Origin of the sequence: Nesterenkonia sp. Act20 (assembly GCF_019173455.1) — a bacterium.
Classification (GTDB): Bacteria; Actinomycetota; Actinomycetes; order Actinomycetales; family Micrococcaceae; genus Nesterenkonia.
Genome location: NZ_JADPQH010000001.1, coordinates 1569736 through 1590124 on the forward strand (window position 1 = coordinate 1569736; position 20389 = coordinate 1590124).

The 20389-nt window shown below is 65.6% G+C and carries 17 protein-coding genes and 3 tRNA genes; 6 read left to right on the forward strand and 14 right to left on the reverse strand.

What is annotated here, in order from left to right; all coding sequences use genetic code 11:
- Nucleotides 1–5: 5 nt before the first annotated feature.
- The 4 genes from IY716_RS07205 to IY716_RS07220 all read right to left on the reverse strand — a co-directional run bounded on the left by IY716_RS07205 (nt 6) and on the right by IY716_RS07220 (nt 1143).
- Nucleotides 6–548, reverse strand: coding sequence for a DUF4282 domain-containing protein (locus IY716_RS07205; RefSeq protein WP_218220889.1), 543 nt, complete (start codon nt 546–548; stop codon nt 6–8).
- A 230-nt stretch (nt 549–778) separates the two neighbouring features.
- A tRNA-Phe gene (locus IY716_RS07210) sits at nt 779–854 on the reverse strand.
- Between the two features lie 61 nt (nt 855–915).
- Nucleotides 916–989 (reverse strand) — tRNA-Asp (locus IY716_RS07215).
- Nucleotides 990–1070: 81 nt separating this feature from the next.
- Nucleotides 1071–1143: transfer RNA gene (locus IY716_RS07220), tRNA-Glu, on the reverse strand.
- A gap of 106 nt (nt 1144–1249) precedes the next feature.
- On the opposite strand from IY716_RS07220, the gene IY716_RS07225 reads away from it, so the two are divergent.
- Entirely contained in the window at nt 1250–1615 is a 366-nt protein-coding gene (locus IY716_RS07225; RefSeq protein ID WP_218220890.1) for a metallopeptidase family protein, read from the forward strand.
- A gap of 456 nt (nt 1616–2071) precedes the next feature.
- Nucleotides 2072–4249 carry a C40 family peptidase gene (locus IY716_RS14025; protein ID WP_218220891.1) on the forward strand — a complete coding sequence of 726 codons (2178 nt, stop codon included), beginning with the start codon at nt 2072–2074 and terminating at the stop codon, nt 4247–4249.
- A gap of 180 nt (nt 4250–4429) precedes the next feature.
- Here the strand turns inward: IY716_RS14025 and IY716_RS07235 are convergent, their stop codons facing one another.
- The 4 genes from IY716_RS07235 to IY716_RS07250 all read right to left on the reverse strand — a co-directional run bounded on the left by IY716_RS07235 (nt 4430) and on the right by IY716_RS07250 (nt 9030).
- Nucleotides 4430–5512: a universal stress protein gene (locus IY716_RS07235; RefSeq protein ID WP_218220892.1), complete on the reverse strand. Its 1083-nt coding sequence runs from the start codon at nt 5510–5512 to the stop codon at nt 4430–4432.
- An 80-nt stretch (nt 5513–5592) separates the two neighbouring features.
- Entirely contained in the window at nt 5593–6621 is a 1029-nt protein-coding gene (locus tag IY716_RS07240; RefSeq protein WP_369699619.1) for a glycerophosphodiester phosphodiesterase, read from the reverse strand.
- Nucleotides 6622–6729: 108 nt separating this feature from the next.
- Nucleotides 6730–7686, reverse strand: coding sequence for an EcsC family protein (locus IY716_RS07245; RefSeq protein ID WP_218220894.1), 957 nt, complete (start codon nt 7684–7686; stop codon nt 6730–6732).
- A 42-nt stretch (nt 7687–7728) separates the two neighbouring features.
- Nucleotides 7729–9030: an endonuclease/exonuclease/phosphatase family protein gene (locus IY716_RS07250; RefSeq protein WP_218220895.1), complete on the reverse strand. Its 1302-nt coding sequence runs from the start codon at nt 9028–9030 to the stop codon at nt 7729–7731.
- A gap of 414 nt (nt 9031–9444) precedes the next feature.
- On the opposite strand from IY716_RS07250, the gene IY716_RS07255 reads away from it, so the two are divergent.
- Nucleotides 9445–11541 carry a BCCT family transporter gene (locus tag IY716_RS07255; protein WP_218220896.1) on the forward strand — a complete coding sequence of 699 codons (2097 nt, stop codon included), beginning with the start codon at nt 9445–9447 and terminating at the stop codon, nt 11539–11541.
- 132 nt (nt 11542–11673) lie between these two features.
- Here the strand turns inward: IY716_RS07255 and IY716_RS07260 are convergent, their stop codons facing one another.
- The gene (locus IY716_RS07260; protein ID WP_218220897.1) at nt 11674–12504 is read right to left on the reverse strand and encodes an aldo/keto reductase; all 831 of its coding nucleotides are present in this window, start codon (nt 12502–12504) and stop codon (nt 11674–11676) included.
- A 224-nt stretch (nt 12505–12728) separates the two neighbouring features.
- Between IY716_RS07260 and IY716_RS07265 the strand changes: the two genes are divergently transcribed.
- Entirely contained in the window at nt 12729–13340 is a 612-nt protein-coding gene (locus IY716_RS07265; protein WP_218220898.1) for a hypothetical protein, read from the forward strand.
- A 33-nt stretch (nt 13341–13373) separates the two neighbouring features.
- Here IY716_RS07265 and IY716_RS07270 read toward each other — a convergent pair whose 3' ends face one another.
- The 5 genes from IY716_RS07270 to IY716_RS07290 are packed head-to-tail and all read right to left on the reverse strand — an operon-like array spanning nt 13374 to nt 18079.
- Entirely contained in the window at nt 13374–14186 is an 813-nt protein-coding gene (locus tag IY716_RS07270; protein WP_218220899.1) for a LytTR family DNA-binding domain-containing protein, read from the reverse strand.
- Between the two features lie 42 nt (nt 14187–14228).
- The gene (locus IY716_RS07275; RefSeq protein WP_369699620.1) at nt 14229–15524 is read right to left on the reverse strand and encodes a histidine kinase; all 1296 of its coding nucleotides are present in this window, start codon (nt 15522–15524) and stop codon (nt 14229–14231) included.
- Nucleotides 15525–15543: 19 nt separating this feature from the next.
- Nucleotides 15544–17229 (reverse strand): cation acetate symporter, encoded by a 1686-nt coding sequence (locus IY716_RS07280; RefSeq protein ID WP_218220901.1) that lies wholly within the window; start codon nt 17227–17229, stop codon nt 15544–15546.
- Nucleotides 17226–17579, reverse strand: coding sequence for a hypothetical protein (locus IY716_RS07285; RefSeq protein WP_218220902.1), 354 nt, complete (start codon nt 17577–17579; stop codon nt 17226–17228). Before IY716_RS07285 ends, IY716_RS07280 begins: the two co-directional genes overlap by 4 nt.
- Before the next feature lie 17 nt (nt 17580–17596).
- Nucleotides 17597–18079 (reverse strand): hypothetical protein, encoded by a 483-nt coding sequence (locus tag IY716_RS07290; RefSeq protein WP_218220903.1) that lies wholly within the window; start codon nt 18077–18079, stop codon nt 17597–17599.
- 277 nt (nt 18080–18356) lie between these two features.
- Here IY716_RS07290 and IY716_RS07295 point away from each other — a divergent pair, with 277 nt between their 5' ends.
- Nucleotides 18357–18683 carry a DUF4212 domain-containing protein gene (locus tag IY716_RS07295; RefSeq protein ID WP_192591493.1) on the forward strand — a complete coding sequence of 109 codons (327 nt, stop codon included), beginning with the start codon at nt 18357–18359 and terminating at the stop codon, nt 18681–18683.
- A complete protein-coding gene (locus IY716_RS07300) occupies nt 18680–20353 on the forward strand; it encodes a sodium:solute symporter family protein (RefSeq protein WP_218220904.1) in 1674 nt (557 codons plus the stop codon). Before IY716_RS07295 ends, IY716_RS07300 begins: the two co-directional genes overlap by 4 nt.
- Nucleotides 20354–20389: the final 36 nt, after the last annotated feature.

The window sequence follows — 20389 nt, forward strand, 5'->3', positions numbered from 1 at the left end:
CGGATCTAGCCGCGGTTCTTCAAGTCCGAACGCAGCGCTTCGATCTCCGCCCGAGTCCCGGCGGTGTTCTGCGAGGTGCGCACCAGCGCGATCATGAACTCCAGCGTGATGCGGAACAGGATGAGGTAGATCATCGCCGGGATCCAGCCCAGCAGCAGCACGAGCAGCCCCGCAACAGCATTCTCACTGAAGGCTGAGATGACCACGAGCAAGTAGCCGAGAATGATGAAGGCGATCAGGATCGCGTAGATGAACTTTGCGAACTTCACCGTCACGAAGCTCTGGAATGAGAAGTCGAACAGAGCGGCGAAGAAGTTCTTGCCCTCCACCGAGGTCCGACTGGGCGATTTCGGCGGTGGGGAGTTCGGCGGAGACTGCTGGGGATAGGGCTGTCCTCCCCCGTACCCGTAGGGTGAACCGCCCTGGGCGGGCGGATTCGGCTGACCATAGGGGCCGGGATTCTGGGGAGGCGGACCCCCCGGGGGCCTGTTGCCACCGGTGGGCCCCTCGCCGTCCTCGGGTCCGTAAGGTCCTGGGTTCTGAGTCATGACGCCTCCTGTGAAGTGCGGTCCCTCCGCGCTGAACACAACTTATACGAGCCCTCATGAACAGTCGAGGATTCTCTCAACGCTCCCCCGCCCCCACCACCCCTGCGTTTTACCAATCCTTTCGTGAAGTACCTGCTACGGTCCGGCGGGTAGAACACGCAGAGAGGGGTAGAACGCGGGCGCGAGGCACAAGAAAAGACCCCCGGGAATCCCGAGGGTCTCATCTCTTCTGGTGGCTCCGACCGGCGTCGATCCGGTGACCTTTCGATTTTCAGTCGAACGCTCTACCAACTGAGCTACAGAGCCATCGACGCCATCTCAAGCGGCGACTCGCTCTCCGGCCAGATCCTCTGTACAGAGAGTGAAGCGACCCTGACGGGACTTGAACCCGCGACCTCCGCCGTGACAGGGCGGCGCGCTAACCAACTGCGCTACAGGGCCTTACTTTGTGCCTTGGCACGGAGAGAAACTTTACCAGTCTCACCCTTGCTGTCCAAATCACTGCTCTTCATTGCTGAAGCGTACCCCCAACGGGATTCGAACCCGTGCCGCCGCCGTGAAAGGGCGGTGTCCTAGGCCGCTAGACGATGGGGGCCCGATCCCTGCAAGGGAACTGTAAAAGTTTAGGTCGAACAGCTCCCGCAGAGCAAATCCGGCGCTGGGCAGCACCGCCCGACGAGCGGGATCCTTACACTGGCCCCATGGTTTTTCAGATGAGCGACGAGGAGTTCGACTCCGCCACCACTGAGGCCCTGGATCTGATCCCTCCAGATCTGGCCGATCAGCTGGACAACGTCGCCATCTTCGTGGAGGACACGTACGCGCCTGAGCCCTGGGAGGACCCTTCCACCGTGCTGCTGGGACTCTACGAAGGAATCCCGCTGACCGAACGCGGCGGCGAAGGTTGGTCCATGCCGGATCGCATCACGTTATATAAGGAACCCATTCTGCAGATGTGTCACAGCAGAGATGAGGTCATCACCCAGGTCACGATCACCGTGATCCACGAAGTCGCACACTTCTTCGGCATCGATGACCAGACGCTGCATCGCCTCGGTTGGGGCTGAGTGCCGCCAGAACGCTGAGCCAATTGCGCTATCAAGTTTGTGTATCAAATGGCCTTAGCACAGAGTGATTCCAATGTCTCGGAAGCTTCAACCTTCAACCTACTTGAAGGTTCAGACAAGCAGCTTTCGCCTCTGCATCCCCGGGATGACGCGGAAGTAGCGTTCACAGCTTGATCACAGAAACGACACGACCTGTTGCCAAGATGACAAATTCACAACTATCGTTGCCGGCGTAGCGCCAAAAGGCTCGAATCGCGGTTCCCATAGTTCCGCTTCGGCCTCTGAATCACATGGCTAGCACCGCACGGCGATCACCTGATGGATGAGGGTTTCCCAGACTTTCCTCCCAAGTACCGCCTGGCCATGTGGGCTCAGGAGCTGAGGCACCCGCGTTTCGGCCGGCCCCCTGAGAAGGGCTGCGGCGCTGCCCCAGTGAGGACTAAGTGAGGATCTACCGTGAAATACCGTCGCAATCTTGCGGTGGCCGCAGTTACTGCCGCCGTCGTGACGACAGCCTTGGTCGGGACAACACTCCCCGATCTGGTGGCAGACCGTGCCGCCAATTCTGTCGAACAAAATGACAACAATGCCTCCGACTCGGTCGCCCTGACCGAGCTCCCTGCCGTTCCCTCCGCCAAAGAGATCTCTACCGCCCGGGACTCCTCCCAGGCCACCGAGCAGATGATCGACGAGATCGCCGATCGCATCTCCCAGGCCAGCCAGCGAGCGCTGGAACTGGAAGCGGCCATGCAGGAGCAGCACCAGGCCGCTGTGCAGTCCCAGGTCGAGGCCGATGAAGCCGCAGCCGCCGCCGATGAGGCCCGCGCCGCAGCTGAAGAGTCACAGGCCGCTGCCGCCGAAGAGTACCAGGAGCCTGATACCTCCGCCGCGGAGGTCCTGCTCACCGAAGAGGACAGCCTGGCCGACGCCGCGACCGACACCCAGCTGGAAGACCAGGCTGAACTGGACGCGGTCTCTGCCGAACAGGCCGCTCAGGAGGCGGAGAGCCTCGCCGAGCAGGCTCGACAGAACTCCACCAGCGCCGCCGAGGCCCGCGAGAATGCCGAACGCGCCACCGAAGCGACACGCACCGACGTCGAGCAGGTGGGTGAGAACCTCCAGGACCTTCTGAAGACGCTCATGGAGCTCGAGGGCTGGGAGGGCGATCTGCAGTCCTTCTTCGAGAACGTCCTCGGAAACGCGGACTTCGTCGACGAGGACGGTCAGGTCGACAACGAGGAGCTGACCTACCGCATCACCGCCCTTCGCGCCGATGCAGAGCAGGCTCAGGTCACGGATGAGGATGCCGAAGAGGCTCCCGCCGAGGATGAAGAAGCTGAGGCCACCGCCGAGGCAGAGGCAGAGGCAGAGGCTGCCGCAGCCGCCGAGGCAGAGGAAGCTGACGAAGCGGAAGCTGAGGAAGAAGCAGCAGCGGCCGCCGAAGCCGCCGAGGAGGCAGCCGCAGCTGAAGAGGCTGCTGAAGCTGAGGCCGCTCAAGCAGAAGCTGCCGCAGCAGAGCAGGCTGAAGCTGATGCCGCTGCCGCCGCCGAGGCGGAGGCTGCCGAAGAGGCAGCCGCGGCCGAAGCCGAAGAGACTTCCTCGGAAGGTGCGGATGGGGAAGCCGCACCTTCCGAGGAACCACAATCCGCGCCGGAGCCGGTCATCACCTCCTTCGGTGATCTCAGCACCAGCATGCAGACGCTGCTGCGCCAGGGTGCCGAGCTTGAGTCCAGCGGAAGCGCCGAGGACTACTACCGGACGGTGCTCAGCAACGAGTCGCTGACCAACGCCGACGGCAACGCCTCCTGGACCCAGCTTCGTGGGCACGTGGAATACCTGCGCGACCAAGCAGAGCCAGAACCTGAGCCCGAGCCAGAACCTGAGCCTGAGCCCGAGCCAGAGCCCGAACCGGAACCCGAACCGGAACCCGAGCCAGAGCCAGAGCCCGTCATCGCGTCCTTCGGCGACCTCAGCACCAGCATGCAGACTCTGATGCGTCAGGGCGCCGAGCTTGAGTCCGGCTTCAGCGGCGGAGCGCAGGACTACTACCGGGCCGTGTTGAGCAACGGTTCGCTGACGAATGCCGATGGCAACGCCTCCTGGACCCAGCTTCGTTGGCACGTCGACTACCTGCGCGACCAGGTCGAGCCGGAACCCGAACCAGAGCCCGAGCCGGAGCCAGAGCCAGAGCCGGAGCGTCGTGAGGCTCCTGCTCCGACTCAGTCGCAGAGCCAGCCCCAGTCCGCAAATGTGGTCCCGGCCAGCAGCAACTCGAACGCTGCCGAGATCGCGATCAACTGGGCGGTGTCACAGGCCAACCGCAGCGACGTCAGCTACGTGTTGGGTGCCAACGGGCCGAACGCCTTCGACTGCTCCTCGCTCGTGCAGCAGGCCTTCGCCCAGGCCGGGGTCGGCCTCAGCCGAACCACCTACACCCAGGTCAACGAGGGGCAGGCAGTCTCCCGCGGTGACATGCGCCGCGGCGACCTCGTCTTCTTCGGCAGCGCGAGCGCTCCGGGGCATGTGGGCATCTACCTCGGCAACGGGCAGATGGTCGACGCCTCGAACCCCTCCCGCGGACTCACCGTCCGTTCGCTCTATCAGACACCCTCGGCAGTTCGCCGAGTCGTCTGATCAAGAAGACCCACAACTGAATAACCTCTCACTGGATTCTCGCGCTCGCGGTAGGGCGCTGAGATGATCTGAACAGAAGAGGGCTCCCGGCGTCGGACACCGGGAGCCCTCTTCTTCTGGTCTCTGGGGTTGTTCAGCCGAGGTCGATCCCTCAGTCTTCGGCCTGGCCGCTCCGCAGACTCATCCGCCCAGCACGGGTCCGAACTCGCCGCGGTTGCCGAGTCGGGCGTCTTCGTGATCGGGAACCACCATCAGCGGCCCCTCCGCGTGGTGCAGGACGCCCTGGGAGGTAGATCCCAGCAGCATCCCTGCGAATCCGCCACGGCCGCGCGTGCCGATCACCGTGAGCTGCGCGCCGCGGGTCTCCTGCACCAGGACATCGACCGCAGTGCCGTCGATGACCTCGGCGTCGATCTGCAGCTCCGGATAGTGGCTGTGCAGCCATCGCTTCCCCGCCTCGAGCTTCTCGCGGAGCTCCTTGAGCGCAGCGTCGTTGTCGATGTTGGTCGGGATCCACACCAGCGTGGCGCCCACGGGGGGCAGCGCGCAGACGATGCGCAGGCTGGTCCCCCGTTCACTCGCCTCCCGCGCCGCCACCAATGCCGCGACGCGACCAAAGTCTGAACCGTCCACGCCTGCCGCGACCGGACGCGCGTCCTTGGAGCGGATGGGGTGGGCGCCCTCTGCGATGACGGACTCCGGCGCAGCCGCGCCCGGACGCTGCGATGCCGAGACGATCGGGATCGCACCGGTAGACGTCGTGACCGCGTTGGACTCTTTGGCGGAGAACTTCAGCGGCACCAGGACGGTCGGACACTTGGCGTGGGCCGGCAGCGCGGAGGAGACCGAGCCGAGCAGGCGGCCGAGAAAGCCTCCCCGCCCCCTGCTGCCGACGACCAGCACGACGGCCTCGTGAGAGTAGTCCAGCAGGACTCCCGCGGGATCGCCCGATTCCACCTCATAGTGGACCTCACCGGGGTAGTCCCGCAGGAACTCGGCCGCTTGTTCGATGACCTTTTCAGACCCCTGCCGGAGCGCTGAGTCGTCCATCAGGGCATACCCGCCATCCATGGACGAGGCAGCGAAGGCGGGGATCGAATAGGCGGTGACCACCGTCAGCGGAAGCATCCGGCGATGCGCCTCGGCGGCCGCCCAGTGCGCGGCGCGCAGAGACTGCTCGGAGCCGTCGACCCCGACGACGACGCCGCGGGACTTCCTCCCCGGGGCAGCCTCATCTGGTTCGTGGATTCGTGGATCAGTCATGGCGAGCTCCTGAAGGCCGTAGGCGGTCAGCTTGCGCCCATGATATCGCTCACGTACCCGCTGAGACATCCACCCGTGCTTCAGCGAGCCGGCGTCACGGCCTCCAGCAGCCGGGCGGGGTAGTTCGTGGTGATCTCCTGAACGCCGAGGTCCAGCAGGAATCGGGCGTCCTGCGGATCATCCACGGTCCAGACCCGCAGACGTGTCCCCCGCGCGAGCCACGCCTTCACCTCGGCCCGATGCTTCCTCAGGTAGGCGAGCCCCGGACCGGCGATGCCGGCGCGTCCCTTCCACACCAGGGCCTCTGAATCTCGCTGGTTCCCGCGCATCACTGCGGCCACCACGGGCCGAACGGCGAAGGCCATCGGCACCCCACGCAGCCGTGTGCGCACCTGGGCCTCGGTGACATCGCTCATCAGGGCGCACAGCTTGTCCGGAGCCACCATCTCCGTGAGGTAGAGCAGCGATCCCGGGTAGAAGCTCATGAACGAGACCGTCACCGAGTGCGCGGCGGCATCTTCGGAGGGGATCACGGAGGTCTCGGGATCCCACCCGAAGCGCAGGAGGGTGCGCAGCACTTTGGTCTCAAGTCGATCGCCATACGGGGACGGATGCTTGAACTCGATGGCGAGACTGATGTCGCGCCCGGCGTCGAGAAGCATCTCCAGCACGTCGGACAGCGTCATCAGCTGCTGGTGGCGAGCCCCATACTCCGCCGGCAGACGGGGGGTCTTCCAGCTGGTCACGTCCATGGACCGCAGCTCGGCCAGGCTCAGCTCGGCAACGGCTCCAGTGCCGTTGCTGGTGCGGTCCACGGTCGCGTCATGGAAGCAGACCGGCTCCCCGTCGGCGGTCAGGTGCAGGTCGATCTCCAGCCCGTCTGCACCCTCTTCGATGGCACGCTGATAGGCGGCCCGACTGTGCTCGGGGAAGAGGCCCGATGAGCCGCGATGGGCGAAGATGATCGCCTGCCGGGACTCGGGCCCAGGTCTCACATGAGGAGCGTCTGCCGGGGAGAACAGACCGTGGTGTCGTGAACTCCGACCGACCGGGGGCGCCACAGGCAACGCGCTGGGAAGATCGTGGGGCTGCGCAAGATCAGTGGTCACAGGGTCATTCTGCGCCTCGGGAGACAAGGGGACACGTCCATCTCGCGGCGTCGCTGGAGAAGAGCAGATGAACATCGTGTGACTGAGGGTTCGTCGCCGGTAGGTGCCTCAGCGCCCGGCGGTCTTGGCGGGCGTCTCGGAGCTCTTCTCCGCTGTGAGCTCTGGCGTGGCGCTCCCGCCGTTCCGTCCAGCCGCCCCGCGCTGGGCAAGGATCTCGCGTTTGCGCCCCCGCCGCTGCCGGCGCTCGGCGCGCTGTCGCTCACGTTCCTTGGCGCGCCTCATGTCGTGCAGCAGGGACTCCGGCGTGTGCTCGGGGAGATCGCCGAAGGTCAGATGAGCAGACTTCACGATCTGACGCGCGAGGCTGTGATTGGCGGCCCCACCGACGACGGCCCCGATCCCGAAGGGAATCGCACGGCCCACCATGGAGGTGCCCTGGCGGATGAAGAACCGGCGGACGAACTGCCGCTTGATCTGGTTGACCAGCACACCGGTCATCCCTGGGGAGCTGGACGATGAGTTCATCGGGACCAGTGAGGCGAAGGGTCCGGCCCCCTTGCCGCCGGCCTGCTGTGAGAGCTCACTGAGCAGCTTGCGGCCCTGATCTCCGAGCATCACGCCCATGACGAGCAGCTTCGCCCGTTCCGGGTCCTCGGTGCTGATCCCGGACAGCTCTGCCATGGACTGGGCATACAGGGCGCAGGCTTCGAGGAAGGTGCCTGTCGCCGCCGCGGAGAGGCCCAACGAGGTCAGCGTGCCCACCGCAGGAACCGCCGCCGTGGCTCCGATGAGCGCGCCGCCGCCGGTCAGTCCGCGCACGAACTCACGCTCCAGCTGAGCTGCGAGCTGCCGGTTGGAGAAGTCTGGATGGGCCTTCCGCAGCCTGCGCAGATTGGCCAGCACGATCGGACGCTGGACGGTGACCGCCCGGGTCAACATGCTCTCGGCGCGGGGGGTCAGACTCCCGCGGTCATCGAAGGCGTGATCCTTGACCGCGGACACCGTCCGCTGGACGAAGAAACCGGTGGCTGCAGTGCGCATGAGCGTCCGTTTTGTCGGTGCCATGGCTTCAGTCTAGAGCTTCACCCTGACTGCGAGGTGAGCGGCTCAGCTGGTGGCGATGTCGAGCCAGACCAACCGGCCCGACGGCGAAGCCGACTCCGCCGGGTCCACCAGGTCGAAACCGAACTCGCCCTCTGCGGGCCAGAAGACTCCCGTACCATCCACCTCGAGGGCGGTGGCGGGAAGCACGTAAGAAGATCGCACCGCTTCACCGTTGCTCAGTCCCTGCGTAGCCTTCGGATCCGCGGCCTCGTCGCGCTCTGGAAGCGGCTCATCCGTCACGGCTTCCGGGGCTGGGTCCTGCAGCACTTCGCTCTTGAGCAGAGTGGAAAGCTCGGGGACCCTGTCAGCTGGCGAAGTCATCAGCTCCTGCTCGTCGGCCAGGCTGCCGGCGATCACGAAGGATTCCTCTGCCCCGAGACCACCGCGGGCGCCGTCGTCGTCGTAGAGATACCAGGCTGAGCCGGAGACGAAATCGGCGACCATACGACGCTGGTCCTGGTTGCGCGCCTCGTCGGGGCGCGCGGACCGTAGTGAGCTGTTGAGATCGGTGGCGACCACGTGGACATGTCCGGCTTCGCCTGGGACCTCGATGGGGATGTCCCACATGCTGGTGCTGGGAAGTCGCAGCACGGACTTCTCGAGGTCGGAGAACTGTCCTTCGGGGATCGAATTCTTGGGCATGTCCTCCCAGAGGAACTCCTGGAAGGTGCGAACCTCGTCCTGGACGATGGGGTGGGCCGAGAACACTGCCATTCCGCGCTCCCCGGGATGATTCCCGTAGCCGATCGCGTCGGAAGGCCCGCCCACGCGGCCGTCACCGTCGAGGTCGGCACCTGAATCGATCCCCGAGTTCGTGGGAGCCGTGTAGGTGTAGGAGTACTGCATGCCCGTCTGCCCGTTCTGGCCGCGGGCGAGGTACTGACTGTTCAGGGTCTCCGCAATCTGCTCATTCTCGTCGTAGCTGATGCCGGTGAGCACCAGGACATCCGGGGCGTTGGCCTGCACGGTCTCCGCGAGCACCCGCGCCGCAGGATGCATTCCCCCCTGAAGCTCGTCCAGGAGTTCAGCAGAGGACTCGGCCCTCAGTCCCGCGTGGAGCGTCGCCACTCGGATGTCGCTCTCATCCTTCTCCACGGTCGTGGAGGGCCGCTCTTCGGCGGAAGGAGACGCTGGCTGGCCTGGAGTCGGGTAGCCCGGGAGCTGTGCGGTGACTGCCGTCTCCGACGTGGACGCCTGCGCCGAGGCGGAGCCCGCCACCATCAACGAGGCCAGCAGGCATGCAGACGTGGCACCTTTGAATACTCCCCTGGCACGGAACGCAGGGTGCATCGGGCCAGTGGGCATGGGTTACACGGTAACGCCGTGGCCTCACCCTGCCAACCCCAGAAGCGGTCTTGGGGAAACAGTTATGAAGGCGTGACAGTCGCCATTCGAGAGGCCCCTGGCCTGGGCCTGGCCGCTCTGCACAACCGCTCCGGCGGTGTCATACGGGGAACGGCAGTTGCATTATAAGCGCATCGGGTGTGTAAATAGTAGGTGGACGCTACCGATTCACTCGCGCAGGAACGCAGGCATCAAGACCCCTCTGACGACGACGCAGGATCTCTGCCGCCTGTCACATCGGGATGGGACCATACCCACCTGGTGAGGCAACAGAGTCGGCGTCGTTTTTGCGTGTCTGGCCTGAGTCGCGTGCGCACGAGGTGAATCACCTTGCACATAACTAGAGAACACTCTCACCTGACTGAGGAGGACTTCATGGCTTCGGAACCCGAAGCTCGACTACGGGACTGGTCGCCGGCTGATGCCTGGCGCGGCCTGAACAAACCCGTCTTCATTCCGGCGGTGCTCATCATCGTCATCGGACTGATCTTCGCCACCATCTGGGGATCTGCGAACGGAGCCGATGCGTTCGAGACCCTGAACTCCACCATCGTGGACACCATCGGCTGGTGGTACGTCCTGATCGCCACCGGCTTCGTGGTCTTTGCACTGTGGGCGGGTCTGTCCAAGGCCGGCAACATCCGTCTGGGCCGCGACGACGAGAAGCCTGAATTCTCGCTCGGTTCATGGTTTACCATGCTCTTCGCCGCCGGCATGGGCATCGGACTCGTCTTCTGGGGTGTGGCCGAGCCGCTGTGGCACTTCATCGCTCCTCCGGATGTCACGGGCTCAACGGGCATGGATGCCAACGGCGAGATCGTCTCGGCCTCTGAAGCCACGCTCTCCGGAACCGCCATGGGTCAGGCAGCCTTCCACTGGGGTCTGCACGCCTGGGCCATCTACGTGGTCGTCGGACTTGGTCTGGCGTATATGACCTTCCGCCGCGGACGTCCGCTGTCCATCCGCTGGCTGCTGGAGCCGATCTTCGGACGCAAGCTCATCGAGTCCTGGGTGGGCCACGTCATCGATGTGGTCGCGATTGTCGGCACCGTCTTCGGCATCGTCACCTCGCTGGGCATCGGCACGCAGCAGATCGCAGCGGGCCTGGGCTTCATGGGCTGGATCGAGGATCCGGCCAACACCGTGCTGCTCACCGCGATCATTGTGATCATCATGGCCATCGCCACCTTCTCGGTGATCACCGGCGTGAACAAGGGCCTGAAGTGGCTCTCCAACTTCAACATGGTGATTGCCGCGCTCCTCGCACTGTTCGTGCTGATCGCCGGACCCACCCTGTTCCTGCTGCAGTCCTTCGTGGGGAACCTCGGCGAGTACTTCATGGCCTTCCCGCAGCTCATGTTCGAGACCGGCGCAAACTACGTCGGTGGGGATGAGGCTGGCTGGTCTGCTGACTGGACGATCTACTACTGGGGCTGGTGGATGAGCTGGTCACCTTTCGTGGGCATGTTCATCGCGCGGATCTCCCGCGGCCGCACCATCCGTCAGTTCGTCATGGGCGTGCTGCTGGCACCGACCCTGGTCAGCCTCCTCTGGTTCACCATCTTCGGCTCCTCCGGCATCTGGTACCAGATGACCGAGGGCGTCATGGTCCAGGACGGCAACATCGACACCGTGGGGGCCACCTTCACTCTGCTCGAGCAGCTGCCGCTGGCCTCCATCACGGCCGTGGTGGCGATCCTGGTGATCGCGATCTTCTTCGTGACCTCCGGGGACTCCGGCTCGCTGGTCACCGATGTGCTCGCCTATGGCGGTCGCACCGACACGCCGAAGCTCACGCGGGTCTTCTGGACCGTCTTCATCGCCATCACTGCGATCGTGCTGCTGGCCGCCGGGGGCGAAGCCGCAGACGCGGCGCTGCGCGTGCTGCAGGTCACCTCGATCGCTGCGGCAGCCCCGCTCTCGATCGTGATGGTCCTCGCCGTGATCGCCCAGGTGCGGATGTTCAACTACGAGACCGCCACCATGCCGCGCTACGTGCGGATCCGCCCAACGGCGAGCAAGGCAGCCCTGGTGGACACCGCGCGCAGTGCACCGGGCGGCGGAGATTCCGCCCCCGGCGTGCATCGCAATCTGCGCTCGATCCTCAGCGGGCAGCGCACTGCGTTGAAGGGCTTCCTGGGCAACACCTCGGCGACCCTGGCCGGTCTGGACAAGCCCACCTCGAAGGAGTCGGGCATCTCCACTCCGTTCGCCTCGGACGACATGGTCTTCGCCATCCAGGACGTGCCCTCGCATTCCACCACGGTCAACCCGGAGACGGGCACCATCGGCTGGGACGAGGACGCCGCGTTCAACGACCCGATCGCAGACGAGGTCTTCGAGACTCCCGAGTTCGCTGAATCGGCCAGCGGCCAGCAGTGGGAATCCGAACAGATCTATGACGAGGCGGTCAGCAACGGCGACGTCGAGCCGACTGACCCCAAGACGACCGGGGACAAGACTCAGCGCTGACCCGTTGAGCGACTCGGTCGCATAAAAGGAGCAGGGCCCCAGTTCTCATCGAACTGGGGCCCTGCTCCTTTTCGTGCTGCTTCAGGTCCGGCGCTGTTTCAGGCCATTGACCGAACCGTCACCCTCCCCGATTCAGGAGGGGTTGAACTCGCCCGGGTTCGGGCCCGTGCGACCGTCCCGCTCCAGGGAATCGATGGCTGAGAGCTCGTCCTCGCTGAGCTCGAAGCCGAAGACGTCGAAGTTCGACGCGATGCGCTCCGGAGTCACGGACTTGGGAAAGAGGATGCGTCCACGCTGCAGGTGCCAGCGGATGACCACCTGGGCGGGCGAGACGTTGTGCGCCTCGGCTGCGGACTTGACCGGCTCATCCTCGAAGACCGCACCCTGAGCCAAGGGGCTCCAGGCCTGAGTCTTGATGCCGTGCTTTTCATTGGCCTCCTGGATCTCGCGCTGCTGCAGCGCCGGGTGGATCTCCACCTGGTTGATCGCAGGCACGATGGTGCCGGCCTCGAGGACCCGGTCCAGGTGCTCCGGAAGGAAGTTGGAGACGCCGATGCTGCGCGTCAGTCCTTCCGACTGCAGCTCCTCCATGGTCTTCCAGGCGTCGAGGTACGCCTCGTCCTCGGGTGAAGGCCAGTGGATCAGGAACAGATCCACGTAGTCCAGACCCAGCTTCTGCAGCGAGGTCTCCAGGGCCTGTCGGGTCCGGCCCGCCTTGAAGTCGTTGACCCAGACCTTTGTCGTGATGAACAGCTCTTCACGGGGCACGCCGGATGCGGCGATTGCGCGGCCCACGCCTTCTTCATTGCCGTAGACGGCAGCGTTGTCGATGTGCCGGTAGCCGACCTTCAGCGCTTCGGCGACGACCGTCTCGGCATCATCCGCGGGGACCTGCCAGACGCCGAAACCGAGCTGAGGGATCTCAGCGCCGTCGTTGAGTGTGATGGTGGGAACAGTAGCCATGGAAACCTTTCTAGTACTCCGTGCATGTTCGGGAGCATCCGTGCTCTCGTAAACTGCGAACCACCGAGTGGACAGGTTCATTCCATGTGATGAGTCGCAGACACTCCTGGATGCCCCTCCAAGCATCATACGAGCCTGTCCTCACTGGTCAGCAGTTGTCAGCGGGCTTAAGCTGAGATCAGCACCGGAGGAATCCGCCCCACGCCGATCGCAGAGGAAACACCATGCCAGCAGAGGTCACCACATCACGACGCCGCGCCACGGGGCGGACCCTGCTGATCGTCTCAGCCCTGGGCACCGCTGGATTTGCCGGCTGGTCCATGGCCCAGCTTCAGCAGTCCGGCCCCGAGACGTTCCTCGCCGAAGCGTGGCACGCCTTCGGGCTGGTCGTCTTTGCGGGTCTCTTCGCGCTGGTCGCGTGGCGCCCGCGGGCCTACCCGGGACTGATGGAGCTGACCATCCTGCACAGTGCCGGCATGTTCGTGCTGGCGTTCAGCAATCAGGATGCCGCCGGCTCCACCGCAAACATGGTGCTGCATGGGCTGCTGACATTGGCGCTGCTGATCGCCTACGTGATGCTCGGCTGCGTCAAGGCATGGGGCCGGCAGAGCGCGCCAGCGGCTCGGAAGGATTCGACCAAGGATCACAGTGCCGCGAAGGGGTCCGGGAAGAAGTCCGCAGCTGAGACCGAGCAGCGCAAGGGATTGGACCGAGATCCTGCTTCTCCGGCGCCTGCCTCGGCGCCGCGACAGGAATCTGCCCCGGCGCGGCAGCCCGCGGTTCAGCCCACCAAACCGATGCCGCAGAGCCTGCCCGAGGACCGCCCGCGCAGTTGAGCCGGCAGCTGGCCTGGTGGCCGCGAGAGCGGTTCACAGGCCCAGGCGTCTTCGCAGCTCCGGCGCATGCCGGCGGGAGACCTCTACCCTGCTGCGCTGGCGATCGTTGAGCACCAGCACCAGGGTTCCGCGGAAGTCCGGCACCAGTTCACGGACGTAGCGCAGATTCACCAGGTATGAGCGGTGAACACGGAAGAAGTGACCCTGCAGCCTTCGCTCGAGCTCATTGAGCGAGAAGGAGACCAGTACGCGGTCATCCGCCAGCTTCAGCGAGGCGTAGCCGCGTGCTGCGACGGCGTAGACGATCGCGTCGCCCTCCACCAACACGGTGCGCCCGTCTTTCTGGACCGGGATCCGCACGAGCTGATGCTGCGCCGCGCGCCCCAAGGGAGCAGTCTCGCCAGGGGCAGCAGCGGCGGGCGCAGACCGAGCAGACGACGCCGCTGAGGCCGGGCTCGCTGCGGGTTCCGCCCCCGCGAGCGCCCGTTCCACGGAACGCTGCAGTCGCTCCGCCGAAAAGGGTTTGACCAGGTAGTCCGCCGCCGCCAGATCGAAGGCCTCCACGGCATGATCTGGATAGGCTGTGGTGAAGATGACCTGGGGGCTGCGGACCCCCTCGGCACCCGCCGCCCCGCGCAGCCGCTCCGCGACCTGAAGACCGGTCAGCCCGGGCATCCGGATATCCAGAAAGACCAGGTCATAGGCCAGCGAGTTCAGCAGGAGGAGGGCCTCTTCACCATTGGTGGCCTCGCCGACCACCTGGACACCGCCGATCTCCTCCAGGAGAAAGCGCAGCTCTTCACGGGCCGGCGCCTCGTCGTCGACAATCAGGGCCCGGGGGTGCATCCGCCCAGTATAGAGCTGATGTTCAGCTCCCTGTGATGCGCATCACCGGAGCGGAATGGTCAGTTCCACCACGGTGCCACCGGAGCGCGGGGTGGAGATGGAGAGGTCGTAACGGTCCCCGAACAGCGAGTTGAGCCGTTCGGTGATGTTCTGCAGCCCTACACCGGCGTGGCTGGGGTCTTCTTGGATCGATTCCAGGCCCCGAAGCTCCTGGGCACTGTCGGCCATCTTGGCCAGCACCTCTGGGGCCATGCCGACGCCGTCGTCACTGACCCTGATGCTGGTCGTGCGGGCCAGCGGGTCGACCCGGGCACGCAGATGCACCGTGCCCCCTTCCGGCTTGCCGGCGATCCCATGTTTGACCGCATTCTCCACCAGCGGCTGGATCATCAGCACCGGCACCCGTGTGGTGAGCACCTGCGGGTCGATGTCATAGCGGACCTTGAGCCGGTCTCCGAAACGCGCCTGCTCCAGCGAGACATAGGTGCGCACGAAGTAGTACTCCTGCGCGAACTCCGCGTAGTGGCCCTCCTGCCGCACCGCGTAGCGGAAGAACTCGGAGAGCCGCAGCAGCAGCTCACGCGCCTCGTCCGGACGGGTGCGCGCCTTCGAGGCGATGGTGTTGAGGATGTTGAAGAGGAAGTGCGGATTGATCTGGGCCCGCAGCGCGTTCAACCGCGCGTCCGTGGCGAGCTGCTTCTCCCGGTCCAGCTCCGCGAGCTCCAGGTGCAGTGACAGCATTGCGGCCATATCCTCCACGAGCCGGCGCGGCGGGATCTCGGTCTCGGCCTGGTAGACCCCCAGCGTTCCGATCACGCGACTGCCCACACGCAGCGGGACGATCACCGCTGAGGTCACCTCACAGTCGGTGGTGCGGCAGCCCACAGACGCGCGATCACGGACCACCTGGGTCTTGCCCCGGGCGATCGTGCGAGGTGCCGCAGAGGTCTGCATCTGCGCGCCTTCACGGTGGTGGTCCGCCCCGGGGCCGACATAGGCGAGGATCTGCTCTCGGTCCGTGATCGAGACCGCGTCACCGGAGAGCATCGGGCGCAGCAGCTCGCAGGTGCGCCGTGCGGCCTCCGGAGTGAGGCCTGCACGCAGCGGCATGGAACGTCCTGCGGCGGCGAGATCTCGCACCCCCCGGCTGACCTCCACCTCACGCGGGGAGACCGGGCGCTGTCGACGCCGCCCGGTGGCTCCGCGCAGGGCGGAGGGATATCCCAGCACCGCTCCAATGGTCAGGAACAGCCCGAGCCCCAGGGTGGGGACCATGGGCAGCGCCGGATCGGCCAGGACCTGGGTGCCCACGTAGACCAGCACCCAGATCAGCGTCACAGCCGCAGCCAGTATCGCGCTACCGCGCATCCACTCCCCCTCGCGTCAGTCGGGCCATGCGTTCCGCCCGGCGATCCGCGGCGGTCCCATGCATCTGCACCCAGTGTGCCTGCACGCCGGCCGGCGCGCTGGTGCGCAGCGAGACCAGCACCACGACCGCCACGGTGATCGGGGCCACCACCAGGGTGGGCGCGGCGAGCAGCTCGCGCAGCCAGGTGACCTCGATCAGGCCCGCAGTGAGGAACATGCTCACCGAAAGTCCCGCGCCGGTGAGCAGACCAGCCAGAGCCCCGGCCGCCGTCGTCCTGTGCCACCAGATGGCCAGCACGAGCACCGGCGTCAGAGCCGACCCCGCCACGGCGAAGGCCCAGGTCACCATGGTGGCGACCAGCGAGGGCATGGCCGGGGCGAAGGCCTCGGGCCGCAGCGCGATGGCCAGGCCTGCCGCGAGGGCGGCTCCGAGCAGAGTGGTGATCCGCCCTGCCCAGACAGCCTGACGCTGAGTGGCCTTGGGATTGATGTGGCGCTCATAGACGTCGTGCCCCCAAGTCGCTGCCGAGGCGAGCAGCAGCCCGGCGACGGTGGACATGGCGGCGATCAGCGCGGCGGCGGCGATCAGGCCCAGTCCAGACTGCTCCCCGTAGATGCGCCCCAGCACCGGCAGCGCGTGTTCCGGAGTATGCAGCACGCCGTTGATGGTGAGCTCCTCCAGCCAGGGCCGACCGGCGACGGCATCGGGGATGATGTCCCGCGCGGCGGTGCCGAGCATGATCGCCATGGCATAGAAGGCGCCGATCAGCATCAGCACCCAGACCGTGGTGGTGCGGGCCGCCTTGCCCGTGGGCGAGGTGAAGTATCGGTTCATCACATGCGGCAGTCCTGCCGTGCCGAGTCCCAGGGTCACCACCAGCGCCACCTGCCCCAGCGGGCCGTAGCGCGCTCCAGGTTCGCCGAAGAGCGCGGGCTCTCCGGGATGCATCTGGTTCGTCTCCTCCGTCAGCACCCACTCCTGACCTGCAGGCCCATCCAGCGTGGGGTTGGCCAGCGGCGCCTGGCTGAGACTGTGCACCGCGTCGCCGTAGCGGAAACCGTCCGCGGTCACCACCACGGCCAGCCACACCAGCGCGGCGAAGAGCAGCAGAAATTGGACCGCCTGGTTCCAGGTGGTCCCGCGCATCCCGCCGAAGGCGACGACGACGGCGACCACAGCCGTGGAGAGCAGCACCCCGGTCGCATAGGGGGACAGTCCGAGCAGTCCCTGTCCGACGAGCAGCTCCCAGGTGATCCCCCCGCCCACGGACTGCGGGACGAGGTAACAGAGGATGACCAGCTGGACCACCCCCACCGAGGCCAGCCGGACCGGGGCCGACTCCATTCGACGCCCGAGGAAGTCAGCCAGCGAGAATTCTCCGAACCGGCGCAGCGGTGCGGCGATCAGCAGCAGCACTGGCACGAAGCCTGCCGCGAAGCCCACTGCGTACCAGGCACCGTCCAGACCCGAGACATAGACGGCTGCGGCAACCCCGAGGAAAGAGGCGGCCGAGAGATAGTCCCCGCAGATGGCCCAGGAGTTGGTCATCACCCCCACGCGCTGGCCGGCGAGGTAGAAGTCCACAGTGGACGGACCGCGGGGGCGGCTGAGGAAAGACACCCCGAGTACGATCACCAGGACAGCTGCCAGGGTGACCACCGCCGTGGAGGTCACCGGGACACCTCCTCGGCTGAGATCTCGGGGTCGTCCAGCTCCTGCTGCCCTCCGAGCATGCGCGCTTCGACGGAGGCGCTGAGCCTGGCGGCGGCTATGCCGACGACCGCAAAGATCAGGTAGAGCCCACCGGCCGCAGCCACGAAGCCGGGACTGAGTCCGCCGAGCACACGCGCTCCGGTCCACCACTGCAGGGTCAGGGTCAGCAGCGGAAACGCGGCGACGAGGATGAGGAACAGGAAGAAGTAGGCCAGCGCAATGGCACGCTGGGCACGGAAGGCGGCGTCGACCTCGGCGGGAGTGTCGCGCACCTCTCGGTCAGAGGACGCGCCGACCTCGGGAAGCGTCACCTAGTTCTCGCTTCGGTTCAGGCGGGCATCCACGTGCGGTACATGTTCCATGCGGACTTGATCAGCACGACGGCTCCGCCACCCGCGAGCACGAGTCCCATGCCGGGCAGCAGCCCGCCCCAGGCGTCGGCCTGGGCCGAGAATGCCACGATGTTCCAGGCCTGGAGCAGCACGATGGCCGCGACGAGCAGGCCAGGGATGACCGCGTGGGCTATGGCGAGCCGGCGCCGGGGGACGAACGCTCCGGCGAAGGCGAGGAAGCCCACTGCGAGCGTGATCACACCAGGACCGTCCGTGCCCCGCAGAGCATAGGTCTCACCGGTGACCTGCTCCATGAAGGGCAGATAGACCCAGGGCAGGAACGCCGAGACGATCAGCATCAACCCGCCCAGGATCATGGCACGGCTGCCGGGATGGAACACTCCCCAGCCGGTGGCGCGTCCAGCCTTGAGGCGGGCAGAGATGCCGCCGTAGATGCCCTTGTCAGCAGTCGTGGTCATGCGGTCATCCTAGATGTGATCGAGGACACAGCAGCAATCCTCCACCGAAAATCCAGCCAGCGGCCGATATGCGGCGCTGAGCGGCGGCTTTCAGCTGCCGAGCGGCTCCCCGGAGCTGATTCTCCGCTCGTCGACGAATATCTGCCGTTGGCAAACACAGATGCACCACTGAGGGACATTGCCCTTGTGATCTGTTTCACATTTTGAGTGGCTTAGACATGGCCCCGCGCATCCCGTGCGGGTGAATCGCCTCGCACAGACAAGAAGGGAGACTCCCATGTCCGATGTGGCACATGAGGGAAACTCCGGCGTACCGCCCGAAGCGGAGGACATCAGCTGGCGGCAGCGCTACTGGAAGAAGAACCTGCGGCTGATGCTCGTGCTTCTGGCGGTATGGTTCACCGTCTCCTTCGGCTTCGGCATCCTGCTGATCGAGCCGCTGAACAACATCGTCATCCTCGGCTTCCCGCTGGGCCTGTGGTTCGCGCAGCAGGGGTCCGTCTACACGTTCCTGATCCTGATCCTCGTCTACGCGCTGTGGATGGACAAGATCGACGACGAGTTCGGTGTAGCCGAGCGCAATGACGAAGGAGGCTACAAGTGACTGAGACACAGTTCTGGACCTTCTTCTTCATCATCCTGACCTTCGGGATCTACATCATCATCGCGTGGCGCTCTCGGGTGAAGGAGACCAAGGAGTTCTACGTCGCCTCTCAGGGCGTGCCCACACTCGCCAACGGCGCGGCCATCGCGGCCGACTGGATGAGTGCTGCGAGCTTCATCGGAATGGCGGGCCTGATCGCGTTCCTGGGATCGGACGGCTCGGTCTACCTCATGGGCTGGACCGGCGGCTACGTTCTGCTTGCACTGCTGCTGGCCCCCTACCTGCGGAAATGGGGCAAGTTCACGGTTCCCGAGTTCGTCGGGGACCGCTATTCGGAGTCCGTGCGCCTGGTCGCCGCGATCTGCGCGATCGTCGTCTCCTTCACCTACGTCGTCGGTCAGATGGCTGGCGGCGGCATCGTGTTCAGTCGATTCCTCGGCCTGTCCATCGAGTGGGGCGTGGTGCTGGTCGCCGTCGTCATCTTCTTCTACGCAGTGCTCGGCGGCATGAAGGGCATCACCTATACCCAGGTGGCGCAGTACACAGTGCTGATCATCGCCTACCTGATCCCCGCGTTCGCCGTGGCCTACCAGACCACCGGCATCCCGATTCCGCAGATCTCCTACGGACAGATCCTCAGCGAGCTGGACGCACTCAGCGCGGAGTTCGGACTGGCCGCCTTCACCGAAGCCTTCGCCGGACGCGCCGGCGGCCAGGTCGACGTCTTCCTGGTGACGCTCTCCTTGATGCTCGGCACGGCCGGCCTGCCCCATGTGATCATCCGCTTCTACACGACCAAGACGGTCCGCGGTGCTCGCTACTCGGCATTCTGGGCGCTGTTCTTCATCTCGCTGCTCTACCTCACGGCTCCCGCAGTGGGCGCCTTCACCAAGCTGAACCTGCTCCAGGGAGTCCAGGGGCAGAGTCCAGACACCCTTCCGAACTGGATCAACACCTGGGGAGCCACGGGGCTGGTGACGGTCAACGAGGACGCAGAGACGATCCAGACGGTGTCCAACATCGCAACCTCGGGCGCGGACCTGATCGTCAACAACGACATCCTGGTCCTGGCCTCCCCGGAGATCGGCGGACTCCCCGCCCCGATCGTCGGCCTGATGGCTGCAGGCGGCATGGCGGCAGCAATGTCCACTGCGGCTGGTCTGCTTCTGGTCATCTCCTCGGCCGCTTCCCACGACCTGTACTTCCGGGTCATCAAGAAGACCGGCGCCACCGATAAGGAGCAGATGCTGGTGGGACGCATCGCCATGGCCGTGGCGATCCTGGTGGCCATCTGGGCCGGCATCAACCCGCCGGCCTTCGTGGCCCAGGTGGTCGCGTTCGCCTTCGGACTCGCCGCCTCCACCTTCTTCCCGATCCTGATACTGGGCATCTTCTGGAAGAAGGCGAACGGCCCCGGAGCGACAGCAGGCATGCTCAGCGGCCTGGTGTTCACCTCGACCTACATGATCTACACGCTGGAGGTCTTCGGCACCGGCGCGAACGATCACATCCTCAACGTCTCCCCCGAGGGGATCGGCGCTGTGGGTGCTGCGGTGAACTTCATCGTCACCGTGGTGGTCTCCAAGCTGACCGCCCCGCCGAGCCAGGTGGTCCAGGAGATGGTCGAAGAGATCCGCTATCCGCAGACGCGAGCTGCTGCGCGGTCCTGAGACCCGGCTGGCTGAATCAGCCGGTTCTAGAGACAC

Coding starts and splice junctions, on each gene's coding strand:
- IY716_RS07255 (WP_218220896.1), top strand. CDS start 9,445: ATGGCTTCGGAACCCGAAGCTCGACTACGGGACTGGTCGCCGGCTGAT.
- IY716_RS07205 (WP_218220889.1), bottom strand. CDS start 548: ATGACTCAGAACCCAGGACCTTACGGACCCGAGGACGGCGAGGGGCCC.
- IY716_RS07250 (WP_218220895.1), bottom strand. CDS start 9,030: ATGCCCACTGGCCCGATGCACCCTGCGTTCCGTGCCAGGGGAGTATTC.
- IY716_RS07245 (WP_218220894.1), bottom strand. CDS start 7,686: ATGGCACCGACAAAACGGACGCTCATGCGCACTGCAGCCACCGGTTTC.
- IY716_RS07290 (WP_218220903.1), bottom strand. CDS start 18,079: ATGACCACGACTGCTGACAAGGGCATCTACGGCGGCATCTCTGCCCGC.
- IY716_RS07235 (WP_218220892.1), bottom strand. CDS start 5,512: ATGACTGATCCACGAATCCACGAACCAGATGAGGCTGCCCCGGGGAGG.
- IY716_RS07225 (WP_218220890.1), top strand. CDS start 1,250: ATGGTTTTTCAGATGAGCGACGAGGAGTTCGACTCCGCCACCACTGAG.
- IY716_RS07265 (WP_218220898.1), top strand. CDS start 12,729: ATGCCAGCAGAGGTCACCACATCACGACGCCGCGCCACGGGGCGGACC.
- IY716_RS07270 (WP_218220899.1), bottom strand. CDS start 14,186: ATGCACCCCCGGGCCCTGATTGTCGACGACGAGGCGCCGGCCCGTGAA.
- IY716_RS07260 (WP_218220897.1), bottom strand. CDS start 12,504: ATGGCTACTGTTCCCACCATCACACTCAACGACGGCGCTGAGATCCCT.
- IY716_RS07295 (WP_192591493.1), top strand. CDS start 18,357: ATGTCCGATGTGGCACATGAGGGAAACTCCGGCGTACCGCCCGAAGCG.